Annotated in this window: 18 protein-coding genes and 1 tRNA gene; 5 read left to right on the forward strand and 14 right to left on the reverse strand. The window is 43.8% G+C overall.

All coding sequences use genetic code 11. From position 1 onward, the window contains the following. Nucleotides 1-7: 7 nt before the first annotated feature. From flgK to L3V23_RS03230, 12 genes are all read right to left on the reverse strand, one after another. Complete coding sequence (gene flgK / locus L3V23_RS03175; RefSeq protein WP_042479980.1) at nt 8-1,882, reverse strand: flagellar hook-associated protein FlgK; 1,875 nt, start codon at nt 1,880-1,882, stop codon at nt 8-10. A 177-nt stretch (nt 1,883-2,059) separates the two neighbouring features. Beyond that, the gene (gene flgJ, locus L3V23_RS03180) at nt 2,060-3,010 is read right to left on the reverse strand and encodes a flagellar assembly peptidoglycan hydrolase FlgJ (RefSeq protein ID WP_102966163.1); all 951 of its coding nucleotides are present in this window, start codon (nt 3,008-3,010) and stop codon (nt 2,060-2,062) included. A 10-nt stretch (nt 3,011-3,020) separates the two neighbouring features. Continuing rightward, the gene (locus L3V23_RS03185; protein ID WP_102954309.1) at nt 3,021-4,106 is read right to left on the reverse strand and encodes a flagellar basal body P-ring protein FlgI; all 1,086 of its coding nucleotides are present in this window, start codon (nt 4,104-4,106) and stop codon (nt 3,021-3,023) included. A 115-nt stretch (nt 4,107-4,221) separates the two neighbouring features. Continuing rightward, nucleotides 4,222-5,001 (reverse strand): flagellar basal body L-ring protein FlgH, encoded by a 780-nt coding sequence (flgH, locus tag L3V23_RS03190; protein WP_102954377.1) that lies wholly within the window; start codon nt 4,999-5,001, stop codon nt 4,222-4,224. Nucleotides 5,002-5,051: 50 nt separating this feature from the next. Continuing rightward, nucleotides 5,052-5,840 (reverse strand): flagellar basal-body rod protein FlgG, encoded by a 789-nt coding sequence (flgG, locus tag L3V23_RS03195; RefSeq protein WP_042479988.1) that lies wholly within the window; start codon nt 5,838-5,840, stop codon nt 5,052-5,054. A 20-nt stretch (nt 5,841-5,860) separates the two neighbouring features. After that, a complete protein-coding gene (gene flgF / locus L3V23_RS03200; protein ID WP_042479991.1) occupies nt 5,861-6,610 on the reverse strand; it encodes a flagellar basal-body rod protein FlgF in 750 nt (249 codons plus the stop codon). Between the two features lie 203 nt (nt 6,611-6,813). Next, nucleotides 6,814-8,118 (reverse strand): flagellar hook protein FlgE, encoded by a 1,305-nt coding sequence (flgE, locus tag L3V23_RS03205; RefSeq protein ID WP_042479994.1) that lies wholly within the window; start codon nt 8,116-8,118, stop codon nt 6,814-6,816. Nucleotides 8,119-8,145: 27 nt separating this feature from the next. After that, nucleotides 8,146-8,853, reverse strand: coding sequence for a flagellar hook assembly protein FlgD (gene flgD / locus L3V23_RS03210; RefSeq protein WP_042479997.1), 708 nt, complete (start codon nt 8,851-8,853; stop codon nt 8,146-8,148). Nucleotides 8,854-8,870: 17 nt separating this feature from the next. Further along, a complete protein-coding gene (gene flgC / locus L3V23_RS03215) occupies nt 8,871-9,287 on the reverse strand; it encodes a flagellar basal body rod protein FlgC (RefSeq protein WP_042479998.1) in 417 nt (138 codons plus the stop codon). 5 nt (nt 9,288-9,292) lie between these two features. Then, entirely contained in the window at nt 9,293-9,688 is a 396-nt protein-coding gene (flgB, locus tag L3V23_RS03220; RefSeq protein WP_042480001.1) for a flagellar basal body rod protein FlgB, read from the reverse strand. A gap of 281 nt (nt 9,689-9,969) precedes the next feature. Further along, the gene (locus tag L3V23_RS03225; protein ID WP_042480002.1) at nt 9,970-10,797 is read right to left on the reverse strand and encodes a protein-glutamate O-methyltransferase; all 828 of its coding nucleotides are present in this window, start codon (nt 10,795-10,797) and stop codon (nt 9,970-9,972) included. Between the two features lie 10 nt (nt 10,798-10,807). Beyond that, entirely contained in the window at nt 10,808-11,734 is a 927-nt protein-coding gene (locus tag L3V23_RS03230) for a chemotaxis protein CheV (protein ID WP_102954310.1), read from the reverse strand. Nucleotides 11,735-11,791: 57 nt separating this feature from the next. On the opposite strand from L3V23_RS03230, the gene flgA reads away from it, so the two are divergent. The 3 genes from flgA (at nt 11,792) to flgN (ending at nt 13,447) form a co-directional block, all read left to right on the forward strand. Beyond that, nucleotides 11,792-12,559 carry a flagellar basal body P-ring formation chaperone FlgA gene (gene flgA / locus L3V23_RS03235; protein WP_081878633.1) on the forward strand — a complete coding sequence of 256 codons (768 nt, stop codon included), beginning with the start codon at nt 11,792-11,794 and terminating at the stop codon, nt 12,557-12,559. 112 nt (nt 12,560-12,671) lie between these two features. Then, on the forward strand, nt 12,672-12,992 hold the full coding sequence (gene flgM / locus L3V23_RS03240) for a flagellar biosynthesis anti-sigma factor FlgM (RefSeq protein ID WP_042480007.1): 321 nt from the start codon (nt 12,672-12,674) through the stop codon (nt 12,990-12,992). Between the two features lie 29 nt (nt 12,993-13,021). Further along, nucleotides 13,022-13,447: a flagellar export chaperone FlgN gene (gene flgN, locus L3V23_RS03245; RefSeq protein ID WP_042480009.1), complete on the forward strand. Its 426-nt coding sequence runs from the start codon at nt 13,022-13,024 to the stop codon at nt 13,445-13,447. A gap of 158 nt (nt 13,448-13,605) precedes the next feature. Here flgN and flgP read toward each other — a convergent pair whose 3' ends face one another. Together flgP and L3V23_RS03255 are read right to left on the reverse strand one after the other, a co-directional pair. After that, nucleotides 13,606-14,040, reverse strand: coding sequence for a flagellar assembly lipoprotein FlgP (gene flgP, locus L3V23_RS03250; RefSeq protein WP_042480011.1), 435 nt, complete (start codon nt 14,038-14,040; stop codon nt 13,606-13,608). A gap of 9 nt (nt 14,041-14,049) precedes the next feature. Continuing rightward, on the reverse strand, nt 14,050-14,685 hold the full coding sequence (locus tag L3V23_RS03255) for a FlgO family outer membrane protein (RefSeq protein ID WP_042480013.1): 636 nt from the start codon (nt 14,683-14,685) through the stop codon (nt 14,050-14,052). A 162-nt stretch (nt 14,686-14,847) separates the two neighbouring features. Between L3V23_RS03255 and L3V23_RS03260 the strand changes: the two genes are divergently transcribed. Both L3V23_RS03260 and L3V23_RS03265 read left to right on the forward strand, forming a co-directional pair. Continuing rightward, nucleotides 14,848-15,981: a flagellar assembly protein FlgT gene (locus L3V23_RS03260; protein ID WP_102954312.1), complete on the forward strand. Its 1,134-nt coding sequence runs from the start codon at nt 14,848-14,850 to the stop codon at nt 15,979-15,981. A 53-nt stretch (nt 15,982-16,034) separates the two neighbouring features. Beyond that, nucleotides 16,035-16,111 (forward strand) — tRNA-Arg (locus L3V23_RS03265). Nucleotides 16,112-16,462: the final 351 nt, after the last annotated feature.

Genomic DNA, 16,462 nt, shown 5'->3' on the forward strand with positions numbered 1-16,462 from the left:
CTCCCTCCTATCTCAACTGCAGAATAGTGTTAAACGTATCGTTTGACGCTTGGATGATACGAGACGAAGCCATATAGGCTTGTTGAAACTTCATCATGTTTGCCGCTTCTTCATCCAGGTTTACCCCAGATACAGAAGCAATACGTTCTTGTGCTGACTGCTTTTCTAATCGAGAAACGTCCGTCAGACGTGAAGCAGTCGACAGCTTCAAACCAAAATCTGTATTGAGGTTGTGGTACAGATCGATGATGGTCGAGTTGTTATCGTTCATCTCTTTATTGGTTTGAACATTGATCATTTTACGTAAGTTGCCGTTGTCACCTTCTGAAGCGACAAGGTTTGCCGTAAATTTGTCATCCGGCAATGCACCGCCGGAGAGTTCAAAAATAGTTCCCTGAACTTCAACAGGACCTGAAGGCGGATACTCTTGCGGTTCCAAAAGGATGTTGCCTTTTGTATCGGTAACGGCAAACTGATCACCCAGAGGAGAGATCACCACTTCAAACTCACGAACAGCACCTGCTTCAAGAATTTTGAATTTCGCTTTGCCTTGGGCAAGCGTGGTCGATGCTTCATAACTTTGAGCGGCAATTTTTGCCGGATCGTTGGTGATAAGCTTAATCTCTTTGGCACCATTACGAGTTGGGCGCAATATTACGCGCTCGCCCGTTTGTGGGTCATTGTTGATTTGGATTCGCATGCCATCGATAAAAATATTGCCGCGAGATTCCTCTGCAATCACCTGTTCACCGCTAGGACGCGTGATCACATAGTCACTGCCATTATAAGAGAGCGAGTACTCTCCACCAGTGAGCTGGCTGATATCATCAATGTAAACGGCGACGTCTGCTTTTGAATCTGCAGGAGTAACAACACGCTCACGTGCGGCAACATCTGAGTTCACATCAGTAAAAATGTTATGACCGACATCGCCACGCAAATCCAAACCTTGCCATTGCAACTTATTCACTTCATAAGAGAAGGATGTCGCTAAGCGGCCGATTTCATCCATAACGTAAGGGATGTGATCGTCACGCATATCCATCAACGCGCCAATTTTGCCGCCGATGTCTTTTGCCGTAATCGGTTTAATCCCATTACCTTCAACCATTGCAAGGCGACGTTGTTTAACATCTGGATAGCCGTCCATCATTTTCAACTGGCTTGCTTCAGTGCCTGAAACCAAGGTATGACCATTGCCGATATGGATGTTAAATCCTTCCGCATTTTTACGAGGCGTAACGGTAACGTTGGTGTACTCAGAAAGCTCAGCCACCAGCTTTTCATGCTGATCCATTAAATCATTGTGAGGACCTGGCACCTTCATCATCAAACGCTGTAAATCACGGATTTCAACTGCGATCTGGTTAATACGTTCGACACCAACATCAAGACCTTTGTTGGTCACATCGTACTGTCGGCGCACTGTTTCATGGAAATCGTTAAGGTTTTGAGAAATCAAATTAGCTTTCTCAAGTACCACTTTACGAGCACCCACGTCATTCGGTGAATCCGCGAGTGATTTCACCGCATCAAACCACTCGTTAAGATTCTCAGGAATTTTTTTAGACGCAACGGAAGAGAGCAATTTGGATAACATATCGAGGTTCTGCTCAGTATCGCTCTTAAATGCGTATTCAGAAGTGGCAATGTTCAGCTCTTTAACGGCAAACTGATCCCATGAGCGGCGAACATTGTCCACATGTACGCCCATACCATAGGTTTGTCCGCCGTATTGGCGAGGCATGTTGGTCCCTTGGATCACAGACTGACGGCTGTAACCCTCTGTATTAACATTAGAAATGTTATGACCTGTTGTATTGAGTTGTCTCTGAGCGGTTAATACGCTTTGCGTACCCACATTCAGAAGATCAGACGCCATACTGCCCCCAAAAACTATAAAAACATCAGTGTTCACTGACTATCTACAGGGTATAAAGCAACATGTATGCCAATTTTATTTATTGGAGATAAGCCGAGGAAATATAAAGAAGAAATAGGAAATGAGGTAAAGAAGAAAGACAAAAAAAGCCGGAGTCATTTCTCCGGCCTTCACAATTTAAAGTTCGCCCATCTGGTCGATTTGAGATTTCACTCGTAGCACTTTGTCTGCGTATTCTGGGTCAGTTGCGTATCCCGCTTTATGAATACCTCGAATGAACTCTTCGTTGCTACCTTGATGATTCAGTGCCGTAGTGTAACGAGGGTTCTTTTCTAAGAAACGAACATAATCATTAAAGCTGTCTTGGAAAGAGTTATACGAACGGAATGCCGCTTTTTCCATAACCGGCGTATTGTGGTGGTACTCCAAAGTTTGAGTTGCCACTTTATTTCCTTGCCAACTGCGATCCGCTTTAATGTTGAATAGGTTGTTGCTACTACCACGGGCATTTTTAACCACTTTCTGCCCCCAACCTGTTTCTAATGCAGCTTGGGCAATCAGTAGAGAGGCGTCAATGCCCAACGCTTTTGCCGCTTTATCAGCATAAGGCTTAAGCGATGAAACAAACGAACGTGGTGATTCAAAGTTTGCCGCCTGTTGAGCCGCAGCCGTGCTAGCAGCGGTGCTATTAACCATCGATAGCTCACTGTCATCACTCATTTCAGCTCGATTTGCCGCTGCTTCACGAGAGCGTTCAACACGGCGCATCGCTTCTTGGAAGCCATCTTCACCGCCTGCTTGCGGTTTTTCTGCCGCAGAAAGCTGAGCAACAATCATATCCGCCAACCCAAGAGAACCTGATGAGCTCAGTTCACTGGTCATCTGCTCATCGAGCATCTGGCGATAGAAATCTTCATTTTGGCTGTTAAACAGTTCCGACTTGAAGCCAGAATTCGCGTCACGCATCGACTTCAACATCATGTTGGTAAAGATCGATTCAAACTGACGAGCTGCTGCAGTTAACGCTTCTTTCTCTGAGTTTTCATCACCACCCACAGCCTGCTTACGCAGTTTATCTAGGCTGGCAATATCGTGAATAAAACCAATATCGTTAGAGTTATTAATCATCTTAATCTCCTTAGATAATGATCAACTGGCCTTCAATAGCACCTGCTTGCTTAAGAGCTTGCAGGATTGCCATTAAGTCTGAAGGCGCTGCGCCGACTTCGTTTACTGCACGTACAAGTTCATCGAGAGTCACACCCGGCTCAAGTTTAAACATCTTGCCCTGCTTCTCTTCTACTTCGATAGTCGAATTAGGAACAACCACGGTTTGACCACCAGAGAAAGCATTCGGCTGGCTAACATTGAGGTTCTCTTTAATCGCAACCGTCATACCACCGTGGGTCACTGCAGCAGGTTTTAAGCGAACGTGCTGACCAACAACGATAGTACCAGTACGAGAGTTAACAATGATTTTTGCCGAACCATCTGCTGGGTTAAATTCTAAGTTTTCAATCGCAGAAAGAAATGCCACTCGCTGGCTTACATCACGAGGCGCACGAACGCGTACAGATGCAGCGTCAATTGCAGATGCCATTTGTGGACCAAGGAAGTTGTTCACTGCATCAGCCATGCGCTGAGCGGTAGTAAAATCCGACTCCAATAAGTTGAAGGTAATAAAATCGCCGCGTCCAAATGGTGTTGGGACTTCACGCTCGACAATCGCACCACCAGAAATCATACCCACAGCTGGGTTATTACCCACTACTTTTGAACCGTCTGCGCCAGAGGCACTAAAACCACTAACAACTAGGTTACCTTGCGCCACAGCATAGACCTGACCATCCAAACCTTTTAAGAAAGTTTGCATCAATGTGCCGCCACGCAGGCTTTTCGCTGAGCCGATTGAAGAAACAGTAATATCGACCGTTTGACCTTGCTTAGAGAATGCTGGCAAATCAGCCGTCACAATTACAGCGGCAACGTTTTTGGTTTTTGGCTTAGTGCCAGGTGGCAATTGAATGCCGAAGCTTTGCAGCATGGCGTTGAAGCTTTGATCCGTGAAAGGCGTTGATTCACCCGTACCCGGCAAACCAGTCACCAAACCGTAACCCACCAATTGGTTACTACGCACACCTGCTACTTGAGCAACATCTTTGATGCGAGCAGCGTTGGCGCTTGCTGTCACTAGCATCATCAATAACAAAGTGAGTTTTTTCATTGTGGATTACCGTTAACGTTAGGTCTGCCGACCTGAGTTCAAAAAACAAATGAGGCCAATTAGGCCTCATCGATATCAACTTAATTCTGTCAATTCTTCGACTGTAGAGCTTAATCTACAGAGACACATTAAAAAATCGTGCCAAGAATCCAGGTTCTTGCATATCTTGGTTCGTTCCGGTACCAGAATATTGAATTCGAGCATTAGAAATACGGGTTGAAGCGATGGTGTTATCGAAATCAATATCGTCTGGACGAATAGTGCCGCTTAAACGAATGTACTCATCACCAGTATTAAAGGTTAACCATTTTTCACCACGAATCACGAGGTTACCGTTTGCCAGTACTTCAATCACTTCGACTGTAATCGAACCCGAAAGACTATTGCTCTGGTTAGCTTCTGCACTTCCGCTGAATTTATTGTCATTCTTTAACGCATAAGAGAAGTTGTAATCACCCACGGTTAAGTTTTGTCCACCGACGGCAAGAGGATCCATCGATGCATCATTCGATTTTGACAAATCAGCATCAGCACTTTTTGCCGCTTTGGTTTTTTCATCCAAGGTCACTGTAATGATGTCACCAATAATGCGAGGTTTTGAATCATCATAAAGGCTACTTGAGTTAGCTAAATTAAATAGTGACCCGGTCTCTGCCGCATAATGCTCAGGCTTAGCTTTCGGGTGAATCGGTGCCCATGCAGGATCGCCAGCAACAGGATCATTACGTTTACGTAGTGTATCAACCAGCCCTGAATCACTTTCAGCAGACTTGTCACCTTCAACTGCATCTACGACCGTAGTTCCAGCAGTCACATCCGAAGTTTCGATCTCTTCTGGCAGTAATCCGCAACCAGAAACCGTCAAAACAAAAATTAGGCTAAGTAAACGTTTCATCATCACTATCTCTCAATCACTCTATATAAACCAAAGTTACCGCTATTGGGTTATAGCTGCTGGTTCGCATAGCTCATCATCTTGTCTACTGCCGAGATAACTTTCGAGTTCATCTCATAGACACGTTGAGCTTCAATCATATTCACCAGCTCTTCAGTTACGTTAACGTTTGAGCTTTCCAGTGTTGACTGACGAATGCTACCTAGGCCATCTAGACCCGGCACACCTTCTTGTGGGTCACCACTTGCCCCTGTCGGCAAGTAAAGGTTCTGACCAATCGGCTCTAAACCACCTGGGTTAATAAAATCTACCGTGGTGATCTGCCCTAAAACTTGGTTGTCTTGCTGACCACGAATTCGAGCCGACACTTCACCGTCATTACCGATAGTGATTGAGATAGCATCTTCAGGAACCACAATTTCAGGGTCCAAAGCGTAGCCCGCACCTGACGTCACAATCACACCTTCATCGTTGAGAGTGAACTGACCATTTCGTGAATAACCGATATTGCCATCCGGCATCAGGATTTGGAAAAAGCCATCCCCTTCGATCATCATATCGAGGCTGTTGGTTGTCGTTTGTGCGTTACCGTTAGTGTGTACTTTTTGAGTAGCCACTACTTTAGAACCCGCACCTAACATCAAACCACTTGGCAATTCAGTATTCTGAGATGACTGACCACCAGGCTGGTTAATATTTTGATAGAACAAATCTTCAAAGACCGCACGACTCTTCTTGTAACCAATGGTTGATGCGTTCGCTAAGTTGTTCGAGATCGTCGCAATATTGGTTTGCTGCGCGTCGAGGCCTGTTTTACTTACCCATAATGCCGGCTGCATACTAATTTCCTTTCAATTGGTTAGCTCATACGAAGCAGAGAATCGGACGATTTGTCCATGTCTTCTGCCGTGCTCATCATTTTGACTTGCATTTCAAACTGACGCTGTAACTCGATTAGGCTGGTCATTTCACCCACCGCATTGACGTTACTGCCTTCTAGGGCTCTGGTCAGAATTTTTACATTGGCATCTGCATCGTATGCCGTGTTTGGATCTTTCGCGCGGAAAAGACCATTAACATCTTTATATAAATCTTGGTTGTTTGGACGAACAAGCTTAATACGGTCGACGATTTCCATTGCATCTGCTGGAGCGCCTTGCGGGCGAACAGAAATAGTACCGTCGTTACCAATTTCAACTTTTGCCACTGGTACCGGTAAAGTAATTGGCGCACCAGTTTCACCAAGCACCAAGTGACCATTGCCGTTAAGCAAAAGACCGGTTTGGTCGATCTGCAAATTACCGTTACGAGTTAAACCTTCAGCACCGGTTTTGTCTTGAACAGCAATCCAGCCATCGCCTTGAATGGTGACATCCAAATCACGTCCCGTTGTGATAACACTGCCTTGCTGGAAATTGTTTCCTGGGCGTTCAGTCATACTGAACACTCGGCTAGGCAGACCATCACCATATGCTTGCATTGAACGAGCTTGTGCTAAGTCAGCACGAAAACCAGTTGTGCTTACGTTGGCCAAGTTATTCGCTCTTAGCTGCATAGCTTGCATATTTTGCTTTGCGCCACTCATGGCGAGAAACAATGCACGGTCCATAATTTGCTCCAAAATTCATCTGTTACGACTTATAAAGCAATAGGTGTGCCAAGTTTTATTTTTAATATAAAACAGAAAGTTATAGTAAGTAGAAGGGGTATTACGGGGAGGTTTGCCGCGGCAATGTGGCAAGCTGGCAATCCTATCAAGCCAGCGTTGCCGCTGGCTTGATAGACCAGATGACCATATATACGAAGATCGTATTATCGAATCTGCAGGATGTTTTGTTGTAGCTGGTTGTGAACTTCAAGCGCACGTGAGTTAGCTTGGAAGTTACGTTGAGCAGAGATCAAATCCACTAACTCTTGGGTCATATCAATGTTGGATTGCTCTAAAGTACCGTTGTTGATGGAACCGAAAGAGCCTTTGTTTGATTCGCCCCAGATCTTGTCACCAGAGAACTGAGTTGAATCCCATTGAGTACCACCTTTTTTATCCAGACCTTGTTCGTTAGAGACACGTACTAACGCAACTCGTCCTAGGGTGATGTTTTCACCGTTTGAGTAAGTGCCTAACACACTACCGTTTTCGTCAAAGTCGATCTTAGTTAAGAAACCCGTTGTTGCGCCATCTTCATCGAACTTAGTCAATTCAAATGGTGCAGCAAACTGAGTTGCTGAATCTAGACCAAAGGAGAGTGTCTGGTTAACATCTGCGCCATTTAGGTTAATAGGATTTGCACCTGCGCCTAGAGGATCAGAAACAATTGGCTGTCCGTTGTTCAAACTTGCTAACGTGCCGTCATTGTTAAACTTCATGGAGTGACCAACATGACCAGTCGGTGTAGTCGCATCACCACCAGTGATGTTCAATGGCTTCTCACCGTCTTTGTCTGTCACTGTGTAATAAGTTTGCCACGTATTTGGCTGAGTTTGGTCTTTCAGATAATACGTAGTTAGCTTATACGACTGCCCCATTGAGTCATAAATTGTCGATGACGTTGAGCGGTTATAAGTTTCAGGATCATTGTAGTCAAACAACGCTGGATCTTTCAGATCACCGTTTGCTGGAAGGTTTACACCTACTTCAATGTTTGCCGTTTGTTTAGGTTTACCAAACTCTGCTGGAATGTTCAGTGGCTGTGGTTCATAAGAAAGCACATCACCAGTATCAGGGTTTACCTGATAGCCCAGTAGGAACTCATCATTCGACGTCACCATGAAATTGTCTTTGTTCAGGTGGAAAGCACCGTTACGAGTCAATTCATTTTGCTGTGGAATAAGGCGATCTTTAGATACCGCGAAAAAGCCAGTGCCCGAGATACGCAAGTCCATTGGGTTGTTAGTATAAATACTTGAACCTTCGTGGAATTGCTGGGCAACTTTATTCACTTGTACACCACCACCCGGAGTGGTTTTAGCGTTGGTAAATAAAGAGCTTGAGTAAACATCACCGAACTCCGCACGTGACTCTTTAAAGCCGAATGTGTTTGCGTTCGCAATGTTGTTACTGGTTGTGTTCAGGTCTAACTGAGCTGCGGATAAACCGCTAAGAGATACATATGACATTCCAAATTCTCCTATCTAGCTAGCATTCTATGCTTTGCCAACTTCAAGTACTTCAGCAAGTTTCACTGGTGATGTGAAACCAGCTAGATTGAGTAGTACGTTACCATCACCCTTACCAAGCAGAACACTATTGACGTTAGCGTAAGTAGATACGCCAAATTCAGTACTTGTTCCATCTAGTAGACCAGCGGCTTTCACTTTGTATTTGCCGGCCGGCAATGGATTACCGTTTTGATCTTTTCCATCCCATTCGACACGGTTGTCACCGGCCGGTTTAGCTCCTACATCCATAGTACGAACTAGCTGTCCCATTTCGTCTTCGATACGAACAAATAAATTCTCTACCGAACTTGGAAGCTTAACCATTGCCGCCATGCCTGCATCATCTTTCTTAACGCCTGCAGCACCAGGTACCAATACATCACGACCTACCAGTGATGATGCTTGCAAGGCTTGGTTAGATGTCATTGCCGAGTTCAAACTCTCAAATTGAGTGTTCATCTTGCCAATACCATCAACCGTCGCAAATGATGCCATTTGCGCAATCATCTGGTCATTGCTAACCGGCTTAAAAGGATCTTGCTGAGAAAGTTGCTTCGTGAGCAGGGAAAGAAAATCTTCTTGTTTAAGATCTTGTTTACCTGTGCTCTCAGTCGGCTTCTTCTGTTCTTGAAGAGCTTTCAGCTGGTCAACATAGGACAAGCCGCTTTGACCAACGTTATCTATTCCGGCCATACGCTAACTCCTTATCCTTATTGACCCATCTGCAGCGTACGCAGCAGCATTTGTTTACTAGCATCTGCAACCTGTACGTTCGTTTGGTATGAACGTGATGCAGAAATCATATTAGCCATTTCTTCCATTACGTTAACGTTAGGCTTATAGATATAGCCTTCGTCATTCGCAAGTGGGTGGTCAGGGTTAAACTCCGCTGATAGCGGTTTATCACTTTCCACAATACCTAACACTTTCACAGGCACGTTTGGGTCGCGGTTAAAACGTGCTTTACTCAACTCGGCACCGAACACTGCGTGACGCGCTTTATAAGTATCTTCAGCAGAGCTGCTGATACTGTCCGCGTTAGCAAGGTTACTTGAGGTTGTATTTAGACGAACAGACTCAGCACTCATCGCGGAACCTGTCACATTGAACACATTAAATAAGCTCATCTAAATTACTCCCCTTTAATTGCTTTCGTTAAGTTCTTGAATTTACTTCCTAAGAAGTCAAGTGATGCTTGGTGGCGAATCTGGTTTTGCATAAACAAGTTACGCTCTAAATCCACATCCACCGTGTTGCCATCACCAGTGTCAGGTTGAGTTGGAACGCGGTAAAGCATTTCCCCTGTCACAGTCGTAGAGGCAGGAATGTGCCGACCGTCCGTACGGCTAAGACCAATGCTTGCCCCCGAACTTGCCGCCTGCAAAGCCTTATTGAAGTCCATTCCTTTCGCCTTAAACCCAGGTGTATTCGCTTGAGCAATGTTAGTAGAGATAACCTCTGCATTGCGTTCACGAACACCCACCGTATGCTGGTGTATACCGAGTGCGTTGTTGAAAGAAATAGCCATACTTTGCCTCTTTAATAAGAACTGACCGTTAGTCATAGATTAAAAGCAATTAGCGTACCAACTTTTAAATTTACCAATTCACAATTAATCTTTTCTCGTATTGCAACCTTTTAGCTTGCAAAAAACAGGTTGCAAAAAGCACGCCGTTTTGGCAGTAGCAAACCTATAAATTTAGAGATTTGGAATGTCTCTCTTTAGGTATAGAACAGAGAACCAGAAAGGAAAGAAAAAGCCCAGCACGTTGCTGGGCTTTAGAAAATAATGGGTTTGAAGCTTATGGCTTACTTGAGCTTATAAATGATGCCAGGGTTACAACGCACCATTTCAAACTTGTCCGTCAGCCCAGTTAAAGACTCAGATGCACCAAGCAGCAGGTAACCACCGGGATTTAGGTTGTTTGCCATCTGATTCAATACTTTGGCTTTCATATCTGGCGAGAAGTAAATCAATACATTTCGACAGAAAATGATGTCGAACTTACCGAGCAACGCATAGCTTTCCATTAAGTTTTGCGGGCGGAAGTTCACCAAACGTTTGAGGCTATCTTTTACCTTCATACGTCCGTCCCCTGCATCTTCAAAGAATGCACGACGGCGCTCAGGAGACAAACCACGTCCCAAAGCGAGGTTGTCATAGACACCTGCACGACACATATCCAGCATGCTTGCTGAGATATCCGTTGCCGTGATCGACACGCTTGGAAGTAAACCAGGACGACGCTGTTGAGTTTCAAGGATAGTCATTGCCATTGAATAAGGCTCTTGACCAGAAGAACTCGCCGCCGACCAGATTTTAATTGGGCGTTTTTTTGCCGCCATTTCTGGCAGTAAACGCTCAGCAAGCACAGTAAACGGATACGTATCACGAAACCACAAGGTTTCATTGGTTGTCATCGCATCAACTGCTGCCACACGCAAATCACGATTTCTCCCTGTTACGACATCTCGTAACAGGTCAGATAAACTAGCTAACTTATATTTAGTCACAAGTGGACTGAGACGACTTCTCACCAAGTACTGTTTGCTGTCTCCCAACACGATCCCGCATTGAGATTCCAGAAATCGGCAAAAGTCGCGATATTCTTGATCGCTTATAGTAATAGCAGTCATTAATTTCTCTTTATTTTACTAGCGCAGCCTTCACCGCATTACCAAGCTCATCAGGGTTAAACTTAGCGATAAATGCATTTGCACCTACTCGTTCAACCATAGCTTGGTTAAATACCCCACTCAGTGATGAGTGCAGTATAACGTAGAGATCTTTTAATTCATTATTCCGGCGTATTTCTGCCGTTAAGGTGTAGCCGTCCATCTCTGGCATTTCAATATCCGAAATCACCAAAGAGATTTGTTCGTAAATACTACCTTCTTTTGCCATTTCTAACAGCTTTTCGTATGCATCTTTACCGTCTTTGGTCAAAATACATTCAAAACCGATTGACTCTATCGCTCGTTGAACTTGCTTACGAGCTACTGTCGAGTCGTCTGCAATTAAAATACGACGAACAATCGCCTTTTCTTGTTCAGCTTCCGCTATATCATGACCGATACTAGCATCCATCTCTTCATTAACTGGTGCGATTTCTGCAAGGATCTTTTCTACATCGAGAATTTCAACCAGTTCGTTATCAATATTGGTTACGGCTGTCAGATAGTTGGCTTTACCAGCACCTTCTGGCGGAGGCAGAATTGCTTCCCAGTGCATATTGATTATACGTTCAACCGAACTTACTAAAAAAGCTTGAGTTGTACGGTTAAATTCCGCAATGACAACAAAACTTTTTTGAACATCTTGAGTCGGACGACCACCGATGGCCAAGCTTAAGTCAATAACAGAAAGCGTTTGACCACGAATATGGGCAACACCTTTAACTAAGTGATGCAAGTTAGGCATAGCAGTCAATTTAGGACATTGTAGAACTTCTTTGACTTTAAAAACGTTAATGCCATAACGTTGGTGTCCGTTAAGACGGAAAGTCAGTAATTCTAGTCGGTTTTGGCCGACAAGTTGCGTACGCTGATTCACAGAATCAAGAATACCCGTCATAAGCACATCTCCATCTCAAACTTATGTTCATAAAAAAGTGGTAGTCTACTACACGCTATGAAGAAACGAGAGACACGAACAATGCATCCGAAGATCTGTTTACATCTACATTCCCTATCTAAGTGTAGAGCTTTCTATAATATTTTTTTTAACTCTATCGGTTTTTTGTTAGCTTTCTTTAGTCTTTCTTTGTTTGCTGCAACACCAGAGCAAGTAAAAATGATTCAAAATGCCGCTGAAAATCATGTTTTGAGCAGTGTTGAAGTCGCCGAAGGAGGCGAGCTCGTAGTGAATGCCGCAAACATAGATGACCGCATATTCGCCACCGATTGCCCAAACACTCTCACAACCTCTTCGTCATCCAGTAATGCGTCTGCCAGCAACATCACCGTGCTAGTTGAATGCGAAACAGATAACTGGAAAATCTATGTTCCCGTTCGCCTAACAATGCGAGTTCCTATGGTTACCGCTGCTAATCATATTAGCAGAGGACAAGTTTTAACAGACAACGATATAACTATCAGTATGGTAGATCTGCTGCGCTTTAGACGGCAAGGTTTTTCCTCGATAGAGAGAGTGGTCGGAGCAAAAACCAAGAAAAACGTGAAGTTAGGTGATGTTATCGAACAAAATGATATCTGTGTGGTATGCCGAAATGACAGTGTACTTATCCAAGCAAACGCCAGTGGTATGAATATTACTACTAAAGGAACAGCATTATCTGACGGAAGCTTCGGTGAACAGATAAAAGTGAAAAATGATAAATCTAACCGTATAATAGATGCGCAAGTCAGTGGTATTGGCGAAGTAACCGTTCAGTTTTAGTTACTTAGCAATAAAAGCGTTAAATTCGTCACGAAGCCATAAAATTGCTAAAGTTATTCTTCTACATGTCGATATTGACAGTACAGATTCATATTTTAAAAAAGGCTCATTTATGGCAGGCATTGATAACATACGCTCAGGGCATTCGTTAAACACGACGAATCGCGCCCCTGCTCGTTCTAATTCAGATGCATCTTCATCAACATCAAGTGCGACCAACCGTGGTGCTGTTAAGCAAGATTCTGTATCGCTTAGCCATCAGGGAAAGGCCATTGGTGAACTGCATAACGACATGACGACGACCCCTAGCTTCGACAGCGCTAAAGTTGCTGCGATTAAAGAGGCGATCGCAAACGGATCTTATGTTGTTGATTCAGAAAAACTGGCCGACAATATGATCAGATTTGAAAAAGAATTGGGTGGCTTTAACTAACCCGATTCGGTTTATAGGCAATTTAAGTTATGGCAGCACTAAAAGACTTGATCGAATTCCAACTTAAAAACGCACAAGAATTATCAGTGCTGTTGGAAAAAGAGAAAATCGCAATTACTTCGCGAATATCTGCGGATATAGAAGCGCTTGCCAAACAGAAAACCACTTTGGTTAACCAACTGCAAACGACAGATCAACGAATTGCTGCTCATCCTCATGTCTCGAGCCTGGCTGAGGATAGCTACCTCAATGAGTTAACCAATCAAATTCGTTCTGTTATTCACGATTGCCAGCAAGCCAACTTGATAAATGGCGAAGCCCTGAATCGCGCACAGCTTAGCTTTAATAAACTCAATAATATGATGCAGCAAAGCTTGGGCAAAGTTGGAATGACTTATAGCGCAACAGGCCGCACTCAATCCGTTTCGACTTTGGGTACCAATCTCAAAGCGTAATCGGCACATCGCAGTATTAATGGTCACAGTATTGATGACAGGCGACGGCAATAAAACCAGAAAATAGAAAAGCGGCAATATTTGCCGCTTTTTTTGTATGCCGATTTTAAGTATCTGGAGAGTGATAATTAAAACTACAAGAGATAGAACAGAGACAGTTAGAACAGAGTTTGCTGACGTTTTTCAGGCACCTGTTGAACTTCGCCGTAATCTCGAAGCATGTTCATCTTATTAATGTCTAGACGTAATTCCGTTACATAGCTGTCGCCAACTTTATAGCTACGAACCACTTCTGCACCACGAATAACACCATCAACTTCACCGCTGGTACGTTCAGTACCAAGACGCTGATCGCTTAGCTCCGCTCGGCCGCTAACACGCATGCCATAGACTTGTTCAGCCAGCTCGCGGTAAGCATCAATTTTTGAAGCTCGCATCGCTCGAACTCGCTTCTCTTCAACATCACGCCCTTTCTGCTCACTGATACTCGCGTATCCCACCGCAGTTAACCAATCATCGGCTCTTGTTGTTTGAAGAGGCTGACACCCCATCATTACAAACGCTGTCACTAGGACCAATAACCATTGTTTCATCATAAACTCCTATGGGCGCAGAATGACAGTGTAAGGTTGCTTCATCGTTGGATCAGAACGAATGAGAACACCATCTTGAGTACGCATACTGTTCAAAGTATCTAAATCTCTACCAATGCGATCAGCGGGTAGGAAACCTTGCGCAGTCGCCACAACAATACGAGATTGCAAACCAACAACACGAGCATTAACAAGAACGCCACCATCTTGACGAAGCATAGTGCCCGTTAACACGTATTGGATTTCTTGCTCTTGAGCTAAGTCTTTCCAGTCGCGGCTAAACGCAAAATCGCCTTGCTGCGTTACTTGAATCGTACCTGTGGTTTTATAGTCAACAACCTTAAAACCACGGCGTTGGAACTGGTAAATAAACCCTTCGGATACCGAATTACCCAACCAGTTTGTTGTATCCATATTTTGCAGATCAACAAATGAGGTCACAGCAATAGCATTACGTGCAGTAATACTCGTGTTCGATATCATTAAATCTTCAGTCATACTCTCTACAAAGAAATCCAAAGTATGTCTTGGACTCTCCATCAACATAAATTGTGAACCAGAGTACGGCTCTTTTCCGTTATAAATCGGGGCATAGGCACATGCAGTCAAAAAAACTGCTGGCACTAAAGGAAGCCATTTTTTCATTCTCTTCATCTCCAGATATACTAAGGCATCGGTTCCATTTCACTCTCACTGATGAAACTGGAACACTCTTTGCTTTTCTAAATTCGTCTACTATTCAGAAACGCGATACCTACATCAGCTACGAATTAAGAAGCAAAATTTATACCTAACTGGTAATTCATAATGAAAAAAATTATTTATTGTTTAATTTCAATACTTTCAGCAACACTCAGCGTACCCAGAGCTTATGCAGAATGGTATGAAGTGACAGGTACTGCCGCTGTTGTTTCAACAGAAAGTGCCGCCCGACTCCACGCATTAGAAAACGCCATTTATAAGGCGGTAAAATTTGCCGGGGCAGATATTGGCAGTATCAGCAACTTAATGCCGCTATTAGAATCAGAACGTACCGAATACCAGTTTTCAAACCATGAAGTAAGGTACATCCTGATTGAACAGACAACTTCTAGAAACGATGTGATGAGTGTTCGAGCTCGTATTGACATCTACCCATCGGCAGCAGGTTGCCAGCAAAACCAATATAAAAAGACCTTCTTAGTCGGCAATATTGATTTAGCATCACCTCAACAAGCGGTAATGGGGCAGATTTATAGTCTGGGAGATGATTTTGCCGAAGTAGTAAACCGCCAAATCGGTCAGGAGTCAGGAAGCTTCGTCTCTGTCGGTACCACCAACTATGATATCAATGCCCGTAATCCTGAACGAATCAAAATGATTGCTCAAGATACCGGCGCACAATACATCATTGGCGGTGTAATTACTGACCTTACGGCGACTATCGAGCAGAAATTACTACAAGATGATGTCATTAACCGTCAGTTCGCTTTAGAGATGAAAGTGTTCGATGGCAAAACTGGCAGTGAAGTCTTTAAACATAACTATCGTGAAGTCGCCCGTTGGCCTTTTGCGAAAACCAGCCAAATCGATACGCGAAGCGCACGCTTCTGGGCTTCTACTTATGGCGATATGTTACTTAGAGTAAGCCGAAATATTATGTTGGACTTAGAGTCTGAAATTTCGTGCAAGATTACGCTTCCTGAAGTTGTTGCCAAATTTGGCAACACACTAACCATGGATTTAGGCAGAATTCACGGCGTTCAAGAAGGCGATAAACTGCAACTTTGGCACACAGGCGCATTCATTGATCAAAAAGGTTTGCCACGCAATAAAGTTACCCAAAGTGATATCACTTTAACGGTATCACGTGTTTATGAAAACGACGCTGAACTGATGATTGATCAGCCAGAACTACTATCGAGCGTGCAAATTGGCGACGTTATGCACAAACAGAATTAAAAGTGTTTATCGGTGGTTAACTTATTCAAATAATTGAGTAATATAAGAGCCCTGCTCCCGTGGCACAGCTGGATAGCGCGGCCCCCTCCTAAGGGGCAGGTCTCAGGTTCGAATCCTGTCGGGAGCGCCAAATAAAACAACGCCTTAGCTAACATTCAAGCTAAGGCGTTTTTGTATATATCCACATATTGAACCAATTAAAACTGTAGCAACCTTATTCGTTAATTGCATTTATACCTTCTATTAATTTCTTACCTCTAAAGAGTGAAATCATACAACTCCACTCGATACGGCAGGCATAGCTAAACTACTTATAGATTGCCGATATAGAAACGACTTGAACGCGGCAAGATTTCCCTAGAACGGGCGCACAGACCTAATTCGATCCCTCTCATACAGTCCAAACTCATTTCAGAAAAGTCTCTATAAAAACGGGAGTGTAACTATCAATTTCTGTAAGGAATTGTGCTTAAATATGAAT

The organism is Vibrio sp. A1-b2 (assembly GCF_021726015.1).
GTDB classification, from domain to species: Bacteria; Pseudomonadota; Gammaproteobacteria; order Enterobacterales; family Vibrionaceae; genus Vibrio; species Vibrio diazotrophicus.

Bases quoted from the DNA above. Each gene is read 5' to 3' on its own strand.
- flgK (WP_042479980.1), bottom strand. From the start codon at position 1,882: ATGGCGTCTGATCTTCTGAATGTGGGTACGCAAAGCGTATTAACCGCT.
- flgJ (WP_102966163.1), bottom strand. From the start codon at position 3,010: ATGATTAATAACTCTAACGATATTGGTTTTATTCACGATATTGCCAGC.
- L3V23_RS03185 (WP_102954309.1), bottom strand. From the start codon at position 4,106: ATGAAAAAACTCACTTTGTTATTGATGATGCTAGTGACAGCAAGCGCC.
- flgH (WP_102954377.1), bottom strand. From the start codon at position 5,001: ATGAAACGTTTACTTAGCCTAATTTTTGTTTTGACGGTTTCTGGTTGC.
- flgG (WP_042479988.1), bottom strand. From the start codon at position 5,840: ATGCAGCCGGCATTATGGGTAAGTAAAACAGGCCTCGACGCGCAGCAA.
- flgF (WP_042479991.1), bottom strand. From the start codon at position 6,610: ATGGACCGTGCATTGTTTCTCGCCATGAGTGGCGCAAAGCAAAATATG.
- flgE (WP_042479994.1), bottom strand. From the start codon at position 8,118: ATGTCATATGTATCTCTTAGCGGTTTATCCGCAGCTCAGTTAGACCTG.
- flgD (WP_042479997.1), bottom strand. From the start codon at position 8,853: ATGGCCGGAATAGATAACGTTGGTCAAAGCGGCTTGTCCTATGTTGAC.
- flgC (WP_042479998.1), bottom strand. From the start codon at position 9,287: ATGAGCTTATTTAATGTGTTCAATGTGACAGGTTCCGCGATGAGTGCT.
- flgB (WP_042480001.1), bottom strand. From the start codon at position 9,688: ATGGCTATTTCTTTCAACAACGCACTCGGTATACACCAGCATACGGTG.
- L3V23_RS03225 (WP_042480002.1), bottom strand. From the start codon at position 10,797: ATGACTGCTATTACTATAAGCGATCAAGAATATCGCGACTTTTGCCGA.
- L3V23_RS03230 (WP_102954310.1), bottom strand. From the start codon at position 11,734: ATGACGGGTATTCTTGATTCTGTGAATCAGCGTACGCAACTTGTCGGC.
- flgA (WP_081878633.1), top strand. From the start codon at position 11,792: ATGAAGAAACGAGAGACACGAACAATGCATCCGAAGATCTGTTTACAT.
- flgM (WP_042480007.1), top strand. From the start codon at position 12,672: ATGGCAGGCATTGATAACATACGCTCAGGGCATTCGTTAAACACGACG.
- flgN (WP_042480009.1), top strand. From the start codon at position 13,022: ATGGCAGCACTAAAAGACTTGATCGAATTCCAACTTAAAAACGCACAA.
- flgP (WP_042480011.1), bottom strand. From the start codon at position 14,040: ATGAAACAATGGTTATTGGTCCTAGTGACAGCGTTTGTAATGATGGGG.
- L3V23_RS03255 (WP_042480013.1), bottom strand. From the start codon at position 14,685: ATGAAAAAATGGCTTCCTTTAGTGCCAGCAGTTTTTTTGACTGCATGT.
- L3V23_RS03260 (WP_102954312.1), top strand. From the start codon at position 14,848: ATGAAAAAAATTATTTATTGTTTAATTTCAATACTTTCAGCAACACTC.